Here is a 16,882-nt window from a genome sequence, read left to right as displayed (position 1 = left end):
ACGTTTTAGCGCTGTCTAATGTCTTTGCAGGGGGCGTGCTATTAAACCTTCAAATCGGTCACGAAACTCCTGAGGGTTCACTAACCAAGATGGTGCTGTTCAGCGGCCAAATTTGCGCGGTTTCCCAGCAACCTTGCTTGCGTCGTCAAATCGCCACCTGCCCTAACCCTAGATTAGCCCGCGCATCGTCAGTTCAGCCTTCAGATAGGCATAATAGATCGGCGCGGCGACAAGACCCGGCATACCGAACCAGGCTTCCATGAAAACCATCGCCAGAAGAAGCTCCCAGGCACGCGCATTGATCCGCGAACCGATGATCTTGGCGTTTACGAAGTATTCGAGCTTGTGAATGATGATGAGAAAAGCAAGCGAGCCGAGCGCTGCAAGGAAGGAGATGCTGAGGCTGACAACCACGATCACCGTGTTGGAGATCAGATTGCCGATGACCGGCAGAAGGCCGGCGACGAAAGTCAGCGCTATCATTGTCCTGATGAATGGCAGATCGATGCCGAAGGACGGCAGAACAGCGACGAGATAGACCGCCGTCAGAAACGTATTCAACGCCGAAATCCGGATTTGCGAGAACACGATGTTGCGAAAGGCCTTGCTCAGAATGTTGACACGATCCGCCAGCGCGACCGCCAGTGGGCCGGGCTCGCGCGATGGCGCCGCCGAGCTCACCGCGATCAAGCCGCCGATCACCATGCCGACGACAATGTGGACCACCAGGACGCCAACATCCCGCCCAACGAGTTGAAGCTGGCCGGCATGTTCGCGGAGCCACCGGGCCGCGAAGACTTCCAGTTCCTCGATGTTTGATGGAAAATAGGCCATCGCCCAGGTCGGGAGATGGACGCGCGCGGTATCGATGATCTCGGCCATCTTCTTGAGGAGCGTCACGACGTTCTCCGAACCGCCAGTCAATTGCGACATGCCGCTAAAGATAGCGGCGGCTATCAGGAGCGTGAAGATCAATGTCACCAAGGTCAGCGCAAGGCTTTTCGTCAGGCTGTTGGAGACGCCGATTCGATGGAGCATCGGTGCGGCGAAATGAACGATGTTGAACACGAGAAGGCCCGAAAGCAGTGCCGGAAGCAGTCCGAGTTCGAGAACGGCGACGAGCGCTATAAGCGCAAGCAGGCACGACGCGAGATAGAACCATGAGAAAGTCAGCACTTTTCACCTGCAGAAGCAGCCAAGTCCTCTCCGGGTTTCATTAGCTTTGATACCCGGTGATGCGCAAGCGAACACGCGTTCAACACGTGTGTAAGGCTAACCGCCTCGCAGATCCCATGCTTGCGCGCCAGGTCGCCCGTTTTTGCCCCGCCTCATGCTCACGCAGGACCGCGATGATCAGCTCTTCCGTAAACCGCATTCTCTTCATCAGTCCGCCCTTCAATCGAGGCCGGACTTTAATCTCAGATGGAGGAAATTGCCCGTGGCAGGTCAGCCGCTCGAGGATGTTTATGCCGTTGGCAAGAATGATCCTCTTCGTGGTGAAGCCGAAGTTCATTCCGCCGCGAAGACCATCAGATCCTCGAAGGGGAACTCGACATAGTATTGGCCGGACGGAAGGGCGTCCCGGGAATAGGTCCGGATGGTCAGGTCATTGCTTTCGAAAATGACTTCATGCCGATCGCCAAGGAAAAGGCTCTCGACGCAGGTCATGGCGATACGTCCAGGGCCGTCCTCCCCGGACCACGTCACCCGCTCAAGCCGGACGAGTGCGGTGACTTTGGCGCCGACGGTCAGCTCCTGCTGGGCGCTGCCCACAAGATGGATGCCGTTGGCGACAATTTCCGCACGGTTGCCGTTGATGGCGGTGACCACGCCGTCAAGGCGATTGCTGGCACCCATGAACTCTGCTGCAAACAGGCTCTCCGGCTTGTTGTAGATTTGCTTGGGTGTTCCGTCCTGTTCGATCTGGCCGCCGTTGAGCAGCAGGATGCGGTCGGCGAGCGCCATCGCTTCCACCTGATCATGGGTGACGCACAGCGCCGATAGCCCGAGATTGGTGATGAGGCGGCGCAGCCAGATCCGCGCTTCTTCGCGTAGCTTGGCGACCAGATTTGAGAGCGGCTCATCGAGCAGAATCACGTTCGGCTCGTAGACCAGCGCACGGGCCAACGCCACGCGCTGCTGCTGTCCGCCGGAGAGCTGATGCGGATAGCGCTCGCCCAGTTTGCCGAGGCCGATGCTGTCCAAAGCCTTCTGGACGCGGCTCGCAACATCTGCCTGGGATACTTTGCGCAGCTTCAGGGGATAACCCACATTCTCGGACACCGTCCGATGCGGCCACAGCGCATAGGACTGGAATACCAGCCCGAGACCGCGCGTTTCCGGCGCCAGATTGATGTTCTGCCCGGCATCGAAAAGCGGCTTGTCACCGAGCAGTATCTTGCCGCTGTTGGGTGTCTCCAGACCGGCGACCGCTCGCAAGAGCGTCGTCTTGCCGGACCCGGACGCGCCGAGCAAGGCGACGATCTGACCCGGTTCGACCGAGAAGGACACACCTTTCAGGATTTCAAGGTTGCCGTAACTGAGGCGCAGGCCGTCTATGACGATGTCAGTCATTGAGGCGGACTCCAAAGCGCATCGCGAGGGCAAGACCGGTCACGATGATGACGGTGTTGATGACGGCGAGAGCCGAGACCAGATCGATCGCGCCGGTGCCCCAAAGGGAAACCATGAGCGAGCCGATCACTTCGGTTCCCGGTCCGAGCAGATAGACGCCCGTCGAATATTCACGGGCGAAGATCAGGAAGATCAACAGCCAGGCCGAGAACATGCCGCCGCGGATGAGCGGCAGGGTGATGTCCCTGGCAACCTGGCCCTCGCTGGCACCAACTGATCGGCCGGCTTCCTCGAGCTCCTTGCCGATCTGCAGGAGCGTTCCGGAAATCAGCCGCATGCCATAGGCGAACCAGACAATGGTATAGGCGAGCCATACCGAGATCATCGTGGCGCGCAGGGGTGCGATCGGCTTGAAGAACAGAAATATCCACAGCATGGCGAGGCCAGCCACAATGCCCGGCATCGCCCGCGGTATCATGGCCACGTAGTCGACGACTTTGGTCAGGGGTGCGCTCGAGCGATGACCGGCGAGTGCCACGGCAGTATAGGCCGCGATCGAAGCCGCGCCGCCGACCACCGCGACGCCGACCGTGTTGACAATGGCGCTGACGACATTCGGATAGTCAGCGAGATCGCGATAGTGATCCAACGTCAGCACCTGGAAGATATTCACCCCGACGCCCCAGCTTGTCACCAGTGAACGAATTGCGACGCCGCCCACCGGTATGATCACGGTGGCCGCGAACCAGGCCACCACAAGCGCGAAGGCCGGCCAGCGAAGAGCGCCCAGCCGGATGGGGTTGTGCCGACTGCCCTTGCCTTTGACGGACACATAGCGGCTGGCGTTGCGCAGCATGTAGCGCTGCAGCACCACCAGCGGCAGCGCGATCATGATGATCGCCACCACCACTACGGCCATCAACTGATAGGAAGGAACACCGAGCTTGTTGGTGAGCTTGTAGAGATAGGTGGCGAGAACCAGCACGCCTTCCGGATCGCCAAGCACCAGCGGCAGGCCGAAAAGTTCGAAACCGAGGAAGAACACCAGAACCGCCGCATAGAGCACCACCGGCATCACCATGGGCAGCGACACACTGGCGGCGACGCGCCAAGGGCCAGCGCCGGCGGTGCGTGCCGCCTCTTCGAGGTCGGCGCCAACGTTGCGGAGCGCCGCCGATGCATAGAGATAGACATGTGGGACATGGGTGAGCCCGGCAATGATCGCGATCGATGTCACCGAATAGACATTCCAGGGCACGTAGCCGATCATCGACTTGACCGCCAGCGAGACGAAGCCGACTGGTCCCAGTGTCATCACATAGCCGAAGGCCAGCACCACCGCCGACATGAAAACCGGGATCAGGATGATCGGCTCCAGCCAGCGCTTGCCCGGCACGTCGGTGCGCACGATGATGAACGCCAGCAGGATTCCCACCGGAACTGCGATCACCGTCATGCCCACCGCGAGCTTGAGCGAAGTCGTCAGCGCTAGCCAGAAATCCGCGTCCGCGAGGATGAAGCTGTAGGCGTTCAGCGACAGATGCGCGGTTTTCTGGAAGAAAGGCGCGGACAGAAAACTCTGATAAATGATCAGGGTGACCGGTGCCAGCACCACCAGGATGGCGAGGAGGTTGGTGCTGACACGAAAGACACGGAAGGGCATGATCGCCTCGAACAAAGCCGGGGGCCGTCCGCTAGCAAGAGCGCAAGCGCGCCGTTCCGATGGTTCTCAATAGCAAGAAGGGTGAGAGAGCCGACTGTGGAGGCACTCCCGATCAAGCGATTACTCGCCCTTCATGGCTTTCTGCCACTCGTTGAGGAACGCCAGCCGTGTCGTCTCGTCGAGACCTTCGAGCAGCTCGTCGTCGAGCGCGATCGGGTGAACGTTTTCACCGGCGGCGGCCTTTATGGACGCCAGCGTGGTTGCCCCTTCAACGTCATCACGAACGGCATAGAGCTTGATGTCGTCGGCGATCAGCTTCTGCGCGCGCGCCGACAGCAGATAGTCTACGAATAGCTTCGCAGCATTGGGATCCTGGGCTTCCGCCGGAATGACGGTGGCGCGGGTGGTCACCAGGACATAGTCCTTCGGGATTATCACACCGAGGTTCTCGTCCTTGGCCTGCTTGGCGAGGCCATATGAGCCGAAGATGCCATAGGCGATGGAATGTTCGCCAGACGTGACCTTCTCGATCATCGAGCCGGCGGAGCTGTAGAGCTTGATATGGGCCTTGCCAAAAGCCTTGTTAAGCGCCCAGGAATCGGTCCAGTTCTTGGCGTCCTGGTTGTAGAAATAGAAGCCGACACCGGATTTTTCCGGATCGTAGGACGCGATCTTGCCATCATATTCTGCGGTTTTCCCGGTCATCAGCTTGAGAAGATCGGCGTGGGTTGCGGGAACATCGCCTTCAGGCACGAGACGCTTGTTGTAGACGAAAGTCACCGGGTCGGCGGTGGTACCATAGACCATGTCCTTGTAGGACGCCCAGGCCGGAAGGTGGGCCGCCTCCACGGATTTGTATTCCTGCGCATAGCCGTCTGAGGCAAGTTTGATCTGCAGATCCGGAGCCGAAGACCATGCGACATCTGCCGTGCCTTGGCCCGAAGCGGTTTCGGCAATGACGCGATTGTAGAGTTCGGTGGAATTGAGGTCGGAATATTCGACGGCGATGCCGGGGAACGCTGCTTCGAAGTCCTTGAGCAAGGGCTGGACCAGCGCCGCATCGGTCGTTGAATAGATGCTTAGGTGTCCTTCCGCGGTGGCGGCGGCCACCAGATCCTTGTAGTCGTCCGGATACCCGGCGGGGATCTCGGCAGCGGCGGCAAGCGTCGCGAAAGCGGCTGACAGCGAAAACGCGGCCATCATCGTCGCAAGACGATTTTTCATTAGGGTCTCCTCCAAGTTCGCCTAAATCGTACTCCTCCAGGCACAAAGGCGAGTATCATCCTGACCTGTCACCAACCTGTCACGGCGATGTCGAGGTTTGCTCAGCCGACTAGGCCCGATGGGTCGTGATCAGATTGTCGACGACAGCCGGATCGGCCACATCGACGTATTGCCGAATTTTTGAAATCTTGGGACGGCATCCTACGCGTCACGGTCGCTGGCCCTGCGCATCGATCATGGACTTGCTCCAATCCTCGATGAAGCGGCGGCGCAACGCCTCGTCCTGTACGGCAAGTAACGCAGGGCCGATGCGTATGGCGCGCGCGATACCAGACTCCCCAAGTTTTTCCGGGCCGTCCGCTCCCTCAGGCAATTGCCCGTTCTCGGCAAAGAAGAAGGCGCTATCCCTGGCAACCTTCTGTCCTCGGGCTGACAGAAGGTAGTCGAGAAATCGTTTGGCAACGCCCATATTCGGCGCCGTCTTCGGAATGAGCGCGCCACGACTGAGTATCAGCGCATAGTCCCGCGGGACAACGACCCTCAAATCGGAATTGCCCCTGGCCGCGGCGTAGGCATATGACCCGATCATATTGTAGCCTATATACAGGCTCCCGTTTGCAACGTCCTGAAGGGTCTCCGCGGTGCAACAACGCACCACAGTTTCCGCTCGGCTCATGCTTTCCAGAAGCCGACCGTAGACCGCCGTCGTCTGCCGCGCATCACTGAACGCCAATAGGTAGCCGATGCCCGAAAGTCGGATGTCGAACGTTCCGACCCGTCCGCGATAAAAATCGATCCGCCGCCTGAGAAGATCGGCGAGTTCGATGTGGGTGCGCGGTACGTCGCCGGACGGCACGAGGCGGGCATTATAGACGAAGACGGCCGGTTCGTAGGTAAAGCCGAATACCTCGTCGCGCCAGTTTGCCCAATTGGCGACATGCGCGGTTTCGGCCGACACGTGCGGCGCCGCGCAGCCGTCATTGGCGAGCTTCACGAGTTGGTCGACCGACGGAGACAACAAGATGTCGCCCAGCACCGCGTCCGTCCGACAGGCTTCACTGGCACTCCTTTGCAAGTCGTTGGTGACATATTCAACATACTCGACGGCCACGTTGGGGAAAACGGACTGAAAATCCCGGATCAGTGGTTCCATAGCCGCCAGATCGGTCGCGGCGTGGATCGACAGTCGGTCCTTCTCCGGCTGAGACGAAGGGAAAAATGCGCTGCTTCCTTCAGCAGCTCTTGCCGCGTGACCGATGCATAGGAGGACGGCAGCCATCAAACCGAATGTCGGCAATGTTCCCGTTATCATCCGGTCTTCTCCGTGGCGATGGGCAACGTCAAGGTGACGGTGAACCCTTGCGTGCCCTTCCCGCCATCCTTGCTTGTCTCGCGAAAGGTCAGCGCGCCACCGTGAGCCGCCGCAACCTCCGACGCGATGGCGAAACCAAGACCTGCGCTGCCGTCATGAGATTTGGACGTTTCGAAGCGCTGCGTGACCCGCTCCCACTCGCCCGGCGGAATGCCCGGTCCGTCATCTTCGACCTCGAGATGGGCACGCGTACCGTCCCTGCGTACTCTGACCTCAAGGCGCGACACCACTCCATGACGCAAGGCATTGTCGATGATATTGACGATCGCTTCGCGAAGGCTGACGGCGTCCGCAAGCACGACCGGCTCGTCGTCAGGCGCCTCGAAGGAGACGATAATGTCCGGATCGATAGTTATCGGAACCGCCGCACGGAAAGCGCGCCGTGCGACATCTGCCAGACCGTGCGGCTGAAGCTGCACGGAATCGGCACGATGGATGACCATGGCGTGGCTGAGCAACTGGTTGGTCAGGCGCGCAAGTTCGCTGGCGCGCTGCTGTACGCGATCGAGATGCTGGCGGCTCGACTTGTCCAGCTTGGCTTGACTCAACAGATCGAGCTGCGCCGTTAGCGCTGTCAGCGGCGTTCTGATCTGGTGCGCCGCGTCGGCGATGAAGCGCTGCAGGAGTTTCACGCGCTCGTCGAGCCGACTCATGAAATAATTGATGGAAGTAACGAAGGGCCGCAATTCTCTCGGTACGACGACCGTTACCGGCGTCAGGTCTTGTGGATCGCGACGGCGGAGCGTCGCTCCGAGATGCTTGACCGGTTGCAGAGAATAGCGAATAGCAATCATCGCTCCAGCCAATGCCAATATGCTCATGACCGCCAGGAGGACGGTCGCCCTGAGAGTCAATTCACCCGCGAGCGCGCGGCGGGCTTCCGTGGTCTGCCCAACGATGACATGCGCCCAACCGGATACGGCTGGATCGGACAGTGCGCGCGCCACCACCGCAATCCGAACCGGTTCGCCGCGATAATGCGCCGATTCCAATACCGGGACATCGTGTATTGCGGCCAGATCAACTTCTGTTTGCAGATCGGCATAACCTGTCAGCGTCGCGCCGGAAGGGCCGATCACGCGATAGAAGATGCGATCGCGGCTGGCGAGGCCCAGAAGTTCAAAAGCTGATACCGGCAGGTTGATGATGAGCGAACCGGATTCAACCGTAAGGCTGTCTGCCATCTGGATGGCCGCACCAAGCAGAAGCCGGTCATAGGCGTCATCGGCGGCGGTACGTGCGTAGTACGACGCCGCACTCACCAGAAGAGCCGCACCCAGGCCCAGCACCAGCGAGATGCGGACCGCCAGGCGCGTGAAAAGGGAAGGCTCAGCCGGTATCATCGGAAGCCAGCTGATATCCCACGCCCCGCACGGTAACGATCTGCGCCTTGGCGCCTTCCAGCTTCTTGCGCAGCCGCCCGACATAAAGTTCGATCGCGTTCTGATTGGCCGGCTCGTCAAACCCGAAAAGCTGATCGATAAGTTCATCTTTGCTGAAGACGCGGCCTGGCCGCGACGCCAGTATCTCAAGCAACGTCATCTCGCGTCGTTTCAATTGCACCTCGCGCCTGCCTACTCGCACTGAGCGGCTGCCGCGGTCGAGCACGACATCGCCACACTGTACGATGTTGGTCGCCTCGCCGCTTTTCCGCCGGAGCAGAACACGGGCGCGCGCTTCCAATTCCCGGAAATCGAACGGTTTGACCAGATAGTCGTCGGCGCCGAGATCAAGCGCGCCAACGCGGTCCTCTATCTCGGAACGGGCCGTCAACATCAGAACCGGGGTCGTATTCCTTGCCTGCCGGAGCCGTCGAACGATTTCGAACCCGTCGAGGCTGGGCAGCATGACGTCGAGGATGACGAGATCGTAGCAGGTGAAATCGAGGATCTCTGCGGCAGCACGGCCGTCCGTCTCCCAATCGACTGCGTGGCCGATCGTTTCGAAGCGGCGGCTGATAGCCTCGCCAACGTCGCGCGTGTCTTCGACGAGGAGAATTCGCATGCCGGAGCATTTGCACGGAAGCAGCCGCCTATCAAGCGTCACCTCTTTGCGGAGAGGCGCTTGACATCATCTGCAGATCACGCGTTGGCTTCAGCCCTGTTACCGTCAGCAGTTCAAGCTATCCAATCATTTGAGCTTTATCGACGGGCTGCGTGATGGCGTCTGCCTTCATGTGATCTGCGCATCCACGCCAAGAACGCGGCGCGTCGGTACATGACCCGCGCTGCAAGCCACGGCTGGACCACGCACTTTGCCGCATTCAACGTATTCGACCGCACCGTGATCAGTCGCTAGTAGATGCACCACCATCGCCATCAGGGGATTATGCTTCTGGCGATCGTGATGCTGATAGCGATTGCGCAATGCCATCATTTGCGCTTCAGAGACGTATCCAATTGCGTCATTAAGAGGATATCATGCCGACAGGCGATGGCAGTTTGAGCGACATTCTTGGTATCTTATCGGTTCTCCTACTCGTGGCCGCAAACGGCTTCTTTGTCGCCGCCGAGTTTTCCCTGGTCGCCGTGCGCCGAAGCCGAGTTGCCGAACTCGCTGCGGCTGGGCGGCTGAACGCGGCAGCGCTCCAGCGGGCCGTCGACAATCTCGATGCCAATCTGGCGGCGACCCAGCTCGGCATCACCATTTCATCGCTCGCGCTCGGCTGGATCGGCGAACCTGCTCTCGCGCATCTCGTCGAGCCTCTCTTGATCGGGCTGCTCGGGTCGTTGGCGACTGCGGGCTCACACACTGTCGCCGTCGCGATCGCTTTCATCATCATCACCGCGCTTCACATCGTGCTTGGCGAGCTCGCACCAAAGAGTCTGGCGCTCCAGCGCAGCGAAGACACTGCGCTCTGGGTCGTGCGTCCGCTCGGTCTGTTCCTCTTTCTGCTCAGGCCGGCGATTCTAATGCTGAATGGTCTCGGCAACCTCGTTCTGCGACTCTGCGGCCTGCGCCCGGGAACCGGTGAGGATTCATTGCACTCGCCAGACGAGCTGAAGCTTCTGATCTCGGCCAGTCAGGAAGGCGGGCTGTTGCAGCAGGCGCAGCGGGAGATGGTCGAGCGGGTCTTCAATATCGGCGAGCGCCGCATCAGTGACATCATGACGCCTCGGCCGGATATCGACTGGATCGACGTGAATGATGACCGAACCGAGATTCTTCGTACGATCCGCGATTGCCGCCATGAGCAGCTCCTTGTCGGCAAGGGCGGTATCGATGAACTGCTCGGCATGGTTCTGAAGAAGGACATGCTCGACCAGGTTCTTGACGGGCAGGTTCTCGATCCGATGGCGATCATCCGTGAGCCGCTCGTCGTTCATGAATCAACGCCGATTTTCAAAGTGCTGGAGCAGTTCAGGAAGGCGCCCGTCCGCATAGCAATGGTCCTCGACGAGTACGGAAGTCTGGAAGGAATTGTTACCCAGACCGATTTGCTCGAAGCCATCGCCGGCGACCTGCCCAACATCGAAGGCGAAGAGCCGGATATCGTCGAGCGTGAAGACGGCTCCCTTCTCGTGGATGGTATGATGTCGGCCCAGGACGCGTTCGATCGCCTTGGTTTTCGAGCACGGCCAACTGAAGGCGACTTCCATACGATCGCAGGATTTGCCCTGTTTCGACTAGGGCATCTGCCTGAGATCGGGGAACATTTTGATTATGGCGGCTGGCACTTCGAGATCGTGGACATGGATGGCCGGCGGATCGACAAACTGCTCGCACGAAGGAACTCTCCCACGGGGCGGCAAGAAACATCGGAGTAAGAATGCCCGGATTCCTGCAAGACAGGCGTCGTCATTTTCATTTTTGCGTGGTTGCTCGGCGGGGCCCTTCCTTTATCCCGCAAACCCGGCAGTCGTGGTGGTGATTCTGCCGTTAGTCATGATGACGCGACAGTTGGTTGCCTGCGTGGCTCCCTTCCCTGATGGCCTTTGGAACGGCTTGGGCTACCGGACGGATGGGTTTCGCCTGTATTAAAAAAACTCGCCAACTTGTCCAAAGTGTCAACGGAGCATTGCCCTTGCCTTATCGCCGCTTGGAGTGTGATCGGCAATCGTGGTATCGCAATGCCGGGAGGCGACGATGCGTGTCATTTTCCGATGTGATCCAATGTTGGTCGAGCATTTGCCACGCCCGATCCTCGCGCGCGGCGCGTTGCCGGATTGGCTGCGCACAATGCCCGCTACTTCCTTTTCGGCGATCCACGGCCGCGACATTCGCACGCTCAAGCAGTGCCCGCCCGTTATCGATGCGATGACCTATGGCTTCATGATCCTCCTGCCGTGCGACGTCATCGCCGACAAAGGGACCTTATCCTAGGACTGGCAGATTCCGGACCCGGTCACCGGGAACCACCCCCGAGCGCCTTTGAGCTTCCACACGCCGGGGCAACTCGCAGGCAGCCCGTTTGCCACTCCCGGTCAAGCCGCCCTCAAATTCAACAGCTTCTGGACCATACAGGTCGAGGACGGCTGGTCGCTGTTCGCGACGCATCCGGTCAATCGCGACGATCTGCCCTTCAGGCTGGTGACGGGCCTGGTGGATTCCGACCGGTTCAACGATGGAGGCATTAATTTCCCGGCGGTCTGGACTGAGCCCGAGTTTTCTGGCTTGCTCAGGAAAGGAACCCCGGTCGCGCAGTGCTTTGCGGTTCCACGGGTTGAGCCGCAGCTGGAATACGAGGTGTTCGATGAAAAGCGGCAGGCATCGTATGCGCAGACGGTCGCCGATGTCCTGTCAACGCCCGGTGTGTACCGCAAGCGGTTTCGCGCCAGGCGGGGACGCTCCACCAGCGAGTGAGCGACGCAGCGCTTCCTCATCAAGCCATAGCCGGCCGCTGGACGCCGATGTGAGTGCCATGGCGATGACGCCGAACGTGGATGGGCGCAGACTGTAGGCAATCGAATACGCAGCCATGGCCCCGTCGAGGTCGCCGACTTCCTGCAGGACGACACCCAGATTGACGGCAGCTTCCGGGGCGTCCGGGCTCATCTTCAGCACCCGCCGATAGGCTTGAGCGGCGCTGCCGAACTTGCGCATGTCCTGACGCACCAGCCCGAGGTCAAACCACGCAGCCGGATGCCCACCGCCGGCGACAGCGCGTTCGAGGAAGCCCTCCGCTTCGGCAGGCGCACCGCGTTGCCAGGCAAGGCGCCCGAGGCGCGCCGCTGCCTCCTAGGATTTCGGATCCCGCTGCAAGACAAGTGTCCAGCATTCGCGCGCGGCCGGGGCGTCGCCTGCCTGATCAAGGGTACGTGCTCGCTCGATGAGGATTTCCGCCTGCAATGATAGCTTGGCTGCGCGATCCAGCTGTTGCAACGCCGCTTCAAACCTGCCTTCGGCCCGGGCAATCCTGCATGCCAGAATCAAGGCAGGCACATTGTCCGGGCGAACGGCAAGGCTCGCTTCGATGCGCGCGCACGAGCCCCCGGCATGTCTGCCCTTGCGAACAGGAACGCCGCCAGAAGATGGCAAAGCGCTGGATCGCCCGGGTGCTGCCCCAGGCCCAATGCGCACAGATGCATCGCTTGGTCGTGATTACCGGAATTGAAAGCAGCCACCGCCCGGCGGATCAGATCGCCACTATCGCTTTGATTGTGCGCGTTGTTGCTCGGACGCTCACTGGCAGTCATGTCCTCAAGCGCCCGATGTCGATTCCAATCATGTTTGGCGGGGCCGCTTGCCATGAATCGAGCAGAGTAGCCGATTTGGAGCCTCGCTTGTCATCACGCTTAACCGCTTCCAAAGGCAAGAAGGCCACAATCCGCCCCAACTGCTGCTCCCGTGCCCTTGGGCACACACGCTCTAGTGACGACCATTCTATGAGCGCGCTTGTAAATATTGGCTACTCGCAAGGGATGTCCATAGGCGTTCGTCAAATTCCAGCAAAAGCGGTCTCATGTTGACCAGCTTTTCCGGTGTAAATCTGGTCAGCGGTCCAGAAACAGCCAGCGCTCCGGCCAAGCCCTCGCTGCCTGAAAAAACCGGTACGGCCATCGTCGCTGTTTCAGAATCTCCCTCCCCGAGCGATACAAACGGAATCTTCGCCATAAGAGCTATTCGCATTCTAGGCTTAGCGAGACTAAACCGAGCAAGCACTTGGCCAGCTGCATGATGGTCAAGCGAAAGCACATCGCCCTCTCGGATTTGATCCCGGATCAAATGGCGACAGTCTGCACGAAACAGGCAAATGCTGCGATTTCCCTCCTTTCGAAAAAACGATGCGCTTTCATTCGCCCGTTCAACAAGGCTCAAAAGGAGAGGCCGAACGAAGGCCTCCATCTTAAAACGACGACGGTAGAATGAGCCCAATATCATCGGCGTAGGGCCGGCAGCAAAGCGCTTGTCCGCCATGCGAACAATGTAGCCACTCCGGACAAGGGATTCCGTTAACCGAAGGATCGTGCTTTTGTAGAGGCCTGGTCTAGAAGAAATCTCGGCCAAGCTTAAACCTTCGTCGCGCTCTGTGAAGCACCCGAGGATCGAAAGCGCGCGATCGACAGCTTCAACCCCTCCCGCTCTTGTGTCTGCTTGGAGCCTGCCGGACATAATGTAGGGAGCACAACACTGGCGCGTCGGTTGCGGCAGGCTGCGTTACAGCTTCGCTAGGCATCCAGGTTTGGCCGGTATCCGGATTCAGGAAGGATGATCGCAGAACGCGGATCTCCAGATGTCAAACCCCGATGGTCCCCGGCGCGGATCGTGAACAGCGGAGTTTCCGCCACATCCTCGGCTGCCGCTACTGTCAAAACAATGCTTGCGGGCGCCACTGCGCTCATGGCAACAAACGGGCTAATCTTTGTTGACATTTCTCGTCATCGATGCCTGCCATTATAGCCACGACCGTTCAGGACGGAATCGATGCGGCGCAAGATCGCCTTGGAATATCGAGGTAGGCGATAGCGAACCTCGGTCGTCTGAGTATTTTGGCGGGCTGAACTAGGAGGCTTGAGGTGTGTAACACGCGTTGGGCCATTGGTCGCTCGACAGCGGCCGAAATCATGGAGCTGAGGTTTGATGAATAAGATTGCCTTACTTCCTCTGGTGACGTATCCGGAAGCGAATTCCACCAAAATCGCCTTAAACGCAATCGCGGTGGTCAAGCACATTGGCGCGGCGCTTCACGCATTAACGATCAATGTCGATATCCCGGGTATTTCCAACCCGGTGTCGAGATACTTGATCAACCTTCCCGAAATGATCCGGGAGACAGAAGCGACCAGCCGCAAGCACGGGCTCGATTTGCTGGAGGCATTGAAAGCTGAAGCGGCACGTGTCGGATCGTCCCTGACAACCGAGGAGATTGCTGTTCAGCCGGCATCTGTCAGCGATGTTGCGGCAGTGAAGTCACGCTATTTCGATTTTGCTTTGATTGGGTTGGAGCCAAATAACCAGACTGCGCGCATGACCGTTGACGCGGTTCTGTTTGGTTCGGGCCGACCGACCATAATTCTGCCGGAAAGCGCAAATGTTGGTGCAATCGATCATGTTATCATCGCTTGGGATGGGAGTCGCGTTGCGGCCCGGGCCGTTGCCGACGCGTATGAGTTTCTGCAATGTGCGGCAAAGATAACCGTACTGACGGTGACAATCGAAAAGCCGCTGCGCGATATTGGCGAAAGCCTTGCTTTAAGCCTGAGAATGCGTGGCCTTCCCGCTGAGGGAGTCTCAATCGATACGGAAGATCGCCCCATTGGCGTTACGCTTCAGGAGCGCGCTGTCGGCATGGGCGCCGATCTGCTTGTCATGGGTGCGTACGGCCATTCCCGGATGAGAGATTTTGTCGTGGGTGGCGCAACCAAGGGCGTTCTGGGCGATCTGCGCCTGCCTGTCCTTTTGTCGCACTAGAAATCTGCAAATCTGGCCTCGAGTAGCGGCGGCAAGTTGGCTCCTACGGTTGCGCCAGCGGCATCAAAGGAACCAGCTACGAGTTCAAGACGAAACCGTGCCTAATTCTCTTGAGTTGCGGATTGTTTCGCCTTCGAAATTCGAACTCGAACTGAACTGGGGAGCATACCCGTTCGCGCCGCCTACGATTGATTCCTGCCCTTGCCAGAGGCAGACAATGACGGTCCGCCTTTGGTGCCCATCAAATCCACGCCTGCAGCCATTTGAGGCCGAAGGCGCCGGGAGCCAGAATACCTGTGGCCCAGACGAAGGCTGAGGTGATGTTGGCAATCTGAAACGTCAAGGCGGGCATCTTACAGATGCCCGCCGCCAATGGCACGGATGCGCGCAAAGGACCGAAGAAGCGCCCAAAGAACACCCCGGCCACCCCCCATCGCTCGAAGAACAGGTGACCGCGCGGAATGAGGTTTGGATAACGTGACAGGGGCCAATAGTGCGAAACCCCGTTTCCCAACCGCGTGCCGATCCAGAAGGACAGCCAGTCCCCCAATGCCGCCCCAATGGCGGCGGCAAGCCACAGGGGCCAGAATGCGATACCGCTTTCGCCGATGAGAAAACCGACACCGATCAGGATCACGGTTGCAGGCAACAACAGAGAGATGAACGCCAGCGATTCCCCAAAGGCCAGCACGAGCACCAGCGGAACACCCCATGCTTCATGCGTCCGGATAAACGCGATCGTCGCTTGCGTGACCTCATCGAGGCTCATTCATCACTTTCCAATTCGCACCAAGCGTGACCGACGGTTGACATCTCACCATATCGGTCCCTCTGGCAAAGACCTGCCGCGCAGGAAACCGAAATCGTGCAGACGTGTAGCGGCCGAGCAACGCACACGGCGCAAGTAACCATTCAGAAGGATCTTCCTCCCGCTCTGATTGACAGAACCCACGGGATCGACCTTAACTCATTCTTAACAAAGGTGGTTGGGCGGGTCGGATGAGTTCCTCACGAGTGCGGTTGTGCGCACGGTTGGGCGGCGGTGCGGTCGTTGCAATCATTGCGATAATGTCCACGTGGTCGGCGGCGACGGCTTCACAGTCGATGCCGATCGGTGGCTTTACCTCGCAGCCGATCGGTCACTACGATTTCTGCAAATCCCATCGGGCCGAATGTGAGATCCGCTCACGCGACAATGGTCCGGAGCACATGACCGGAAAACTCTGGCGGCAGATTACGAGCGTTAACCTGACGGTCAACAACAACGTCAAGCCGATGAGCGATCTCGACCAGTACGGACAGGACGAATTCTGGGCTTATCCGGACAGTGGTTTCGGCGATTGCGAAGACTATGCGCTGGAAAAGCGTCGCCGTCTGATAAACCGCGGCATTCCTGTGTCGGATCTGCTGATGACGGTTGTTCGCAAGCCCGACGGCGAGGGTCATGCAGTGCTGACTGTTCGTACCGACACGGGCGACTTCATCCTCGACAACCTCACCGACACGGTGCGCCGCTGGGACCAGACCGGCTACCGCTTCCTGAAGAGGCAAACCGGCACCGACACGGGGCGCTGGGTCTCCCTCGATGGCGACAACCCGCTGGTCAGCGCAATCAAGTGACGGTAGTGTAACAGTTCACCCCAAAGTTGACGCCTTGCCGAAAGAGATCTCTGTGGCTGATGCGCAGCCTGCTCTTCGTCTTAGGTCGGAGTGTTCGTCGTTGTTAAGGCTTTGTGTCCGGCTTCGCCTGATTGCTGCTCGCCCCCTTCGACGAGCACACTCAATGGTGCTGTCGCCTCCGGGCAGCCGCTCTGAATTTTTTTCCATGACGAAATGTTGAGAACCATGTCGCATTGCGCGAGTTCCGGTCCAGACGGCAATTGCAGACAGGCGAATTCACCGTGATGGAACGTCCGGCCGTTGGCGAGGCACTGACATTCTGCCCGCGCGGGCGTTGCAACAAGCGCCACGAAAACCAGGATGCAAGAGGCATGGAACGTCCTCATGCGAAATCATAGCACGATCCGGAGCGGGCGCCAGATCGCCCAGCATGAGCTACAGCGCCGTGATGATGACCAACGCAATCGCGACCGCGGTGGCATGGGAACCGGCGTTGGCGAGCGAGCCCGGGAGGCCACTCAGCAGAGGCTCGATCAGATGCACAGATCAGCACCCGTCGCCGGCCGCTCCGGCGCCCG

Annotated in this window: 19 protein-coding genes and 1 pseudogene; 6 read left to right on the top strand and 14 right to left on the bottom strand. The window is 59.4% G+C overall.

Annotated features, from left to right (window positions below; genetic code table 11):
• Positions 1 to 168: 168 nt before the first annotated feature.
• The 8 genes from NKJ55_RS23925 to NKJ55_RS23890 form a co-directional block, all read right to left on the bottom strand.
• Entirely contained in the window at positions 169 to 1,176 is a 1,008-nt protein-coding gene (locus NKJ55_RS23925) for an AI-2E family transporter (RefSeq protein ID WP_352452019.1), read from the bottom strand.
• Positions 1,177 to 1,509: 333 nt separating this feature from the next.
• Entirely contained in the window at positions 1,510 to 2,574 is a 1,065-nt protein-coding gene (locus tag NKJ55_RS23920) for an ABC transporter ATP-binding protein (protein WP_352452018.1), read from the bottom strand.
• Entirely contained in the window at positions 2,567 to 4,237 is a 1,671-nt protein-coding gene (locus tag NKJ55_RS23915; RefSeq protein WP_352452017.1) for an ABC transporter permease, read from the bottom strand. Before NKJ55_RS23915 ends, NKJ55_RS23920 begins: the two co-directional genes overlap by 8 nt.
• Positions 4,238 to 4,357: 120 nt before the next feature.
• Positions 4,358 to 5,461, bottom strand: a complete 1,104-nt coding sequence (locus NKJ55_RS23910) for an ABC transporter substrate-binding protein (RefSeq protein WP_352452016.1) — start codon at positions 5,459 to 5,461, stop codon at positions 4,358 to 4,360.
• 208 nt (positions 5,462 to 5,669) lie between these two features.
• A complete protein-coding gene (locus tag NKJ55_RS23905; protein ID WP_352452015.1) occupies positions 5,670 to 6,773 on the bottom strand; it encodes an ABC transporter substrate-binding protein in 1,104 nt (367 codons plus the stop codon).
• Positions 6,770 to 8,260: a sensor histidine kinase gene (locus tag NKJ55_RS23900; protein ID WP_352452014.1), complete on the bottom strand. Its 1,491-nt coding sequence runs from the start codon at positions 8,258 to 8,260 to the stop codon at positions 6,770 to 6,772. The genes NKJ55_RS23905 and NKJ55_RS23900 overlap by 4 nt, the downstream gene beginning before the upstream one ends.
• A complete protein-coding gene (locus NKJ55_RS23895; protein ID WP_023722098.1) occupies positions 8,163 to 8,837 on the bottom strand; it encodes a response regulator transcription factor in 675 nt (224 codons plus the stop codon). Before NKJ55_RS23895 ends, NKJ55_RS23900 begins: the two co-directional genes overlap by 98 nt.
• A gap of 168 nt (positions 8,838 to 9,005) precedes the next feature.
• The gene (locus tag NKJ55_RS23890) at positions 9,006 to 9,209 is read right to left on the bottom strand and encodes a hypothetical protein (RefSeq protein WP_352452013.1); all 204 of its coding nucleotides are present in this window, start codon (positions 9,207 to 9,209) and stop codon (positions 9,006 to 9,008) included.
• 44 nt (positions 9,210 to 9,253) lie between these two features.
• On the opposite strand from NKJ55_RS23890, the gene NKJ55_RS23885 reads away from it, so the two are divergent.
• From NKJ55_RS23885 to NKJ55_RS23875, 3 genes are all read left to right on the top strand, one after another.
• A complete protein-coding gene (locus tag NKJ55_RS23885; protein WP_352452012.1) occupies positions 9,254 to 10,600 on the top strand; it encodes a hemolysin family protein in 1,347 nt (448 codons plus the stop codon).
• 319 nt (positions 10,601 to 10,919) lie between these two features.
• Complete coding sequence (locus tag NKJ55_RS23880; RefSeq protein WP_352452011.1) at positions 10,920 to 11,156, top strand: hypothetical protein; 237 nt, start codon at positions 10,920 to 10,922, stop codon at positions 11,154 to 11,156.
• A gap of 48 nt (positions 11,157 to 11,204) precedes the next feature.
• On the top strand, positions 11,205 to 11,636 hold the full coding sequence (locus tag NKJ55_RS23875; RefSeq protein WP_352452010.1) for a hypothetical protein: 432 nt from the start codon (positions 11,205 to 11,207) through the stop codon (positions 11,634 to 11,636).
• Here NKJ55_RS23875 and NKJ55_RS23870 read toward each other — a convergent pair.
• Positions 11,574 to 11,876, bottom strand: a complete 303-nt coding sequence (locus NKJ55_RS23870) for a tetratricopeptide repeat protein (protein ID WP_352452009.1) — start codon at positions 11,874 to 11,876, stop codon at positions 11,574 to 11,576. The two genes, NKJ55_RS23875 and NKJ55_RS23870, sit on opposite strands and share 63 nt — an antisense overlap.
• Between NKJ55_RS23870 and NKJ55_RS23865 the strand changes: the two genes are divergently transcribed.
• Positions 11,850 to 12,125 carry a hypothetical protein gene (locus tag NKJ55_RS23865; protein WP_352452076.1) on the top strand — a complete coding sequence of 92 codons (276 nt, stop codon included), beginning with the start codon at positions 11,850 to 11,852 and terminating at the stop codon, positions 12,123 to 12,125. The two genes, NKJ55_RS23870 and NKJ55_RS23865, sit on opposite strands and share 27 nt — an antisense overlap.
• 77 nt (positions 12,126 to 12,202) lie before the next feature.
• On the opposite strand, the gene NKJ55_RS23860 is transcribed toward NKJ55_RS23865, so the two are convergent.
• From NKJ55_RS23860 to NKJ55_RS23850, 3 genes and pseudogenes are all read right to left on the bottom strand, one after another.
• The gene (locus NKJ55_RS23860; RefSeq protein WP_352452008.1) at positions 12,203 to 12,469 is read right to left on the bottom strand and encodes a hypothetical protein; all 267 of its coding nucleotides are present in this window, start codon (positions 12,467 to 12,469) and stop codon (positions 12,203 to 12,205) included.
• Between the two features lie 187 nt (positions 12,470 to 12,656).
• Positions 12,657 to 13,190, bottom strand: a complete 534-nt coding sequence (locus NKJ55_RS23855; RefSeq protein WP_352452075.1) for an IclR family transcriptional regulator — start codon at positions 13,188 to 13,190, stop codon at positions 12,657 to 12,659.
• 12 nt (positions 13,191 to 13,202) lie between these two features.
• Positions 13,203 to 13,385 (bottom strand): annotated as a pseudogene (locus NKJ55_RS23850) (helix-turn-helix domain-containing protein); the annotation flags it as partial.
• Between the two features lie 468 nt (positions 13,386 to 13,853).
• Here NKJ55_RS23850 and NKJ55_RS23845 point away from each other — a divergent pair.
• Positions 13,854 to 14,684, top strand: coding sequence for a universal stress protein (locus NKJ55_RS23845; RefSeq protein ID WP_352452007.1), 831 nt, complete (start codon positions 13,854 to 13,856; stop codon positions 14,682 to 14,684).
• Between the two features lie 241 nt (positions 14,685 to 14,925).
• Here the strand turns inward: NKJ55_RS23845 and NKJ55_RS23840 are convergent, their stop codons facing one another.
• Positions 14,926 to 15,453 carry a DedA family protein gene (locus tag NKJ55_RS23840; protein ID WP_352452006.1) on the bottom strand — a complete coding sequence of 176 codons (528 nt, stop codon included), beginning with the start codon at positions 15,451 to 15,453 and terminating at the stop codon, positions 14,926 to 14,928.
• Positions 15,454 to 15,683: 230 nt separating this feature from the next.
• Between NKJ55_RS23840 and NKJ55_RS23835 the strand changes: the two genes are divergently transcribed.
• Entirely contained in the window at positions 15,684 to 16,304 is a 621-nt protein-coding gene (locus NKJ55_RS23835) for a transglutaminase-like cysteine peptidase (protein ID WP_352452005.1), read from the top strand.
• An 80-nt stretch (positions 16,305 to 16,384) separates the two neighbouring features.
• Here NKJ55_RS23835 and NKJ55_RS23830 read toward each other — a convergent pair whose 3' ends face one another.
• Positions 16,385 to 16,690, bottom strand: a complete 306-nt coding sequence (locus NKJ55_RS23830) for a hypothetical protein (protein WP_352452004.1) — start codon at positions 16,688 to 16,690, stop codon at positions 16,385 to 16,387.
• Between the last annotated feature and the right edge of the window lie 192 nt (positions 16,691 to 16,882).

It is taken from the genome of Mesorhizobium sp. M0106 (assembly GCF_040322715.1).
In the GTDB taxonomy this organism is placed as follows: domain Bacteria; phylum Pseudomonadota; class Alphaproteobacteria; order Rhizobiales; family Rhizobiaceae; genus Mesorhizobium.
Note: the sequence above shows the minus strand (reverse complement) of the source record. Positions and strands in the feature narration are given on the sequence as shown.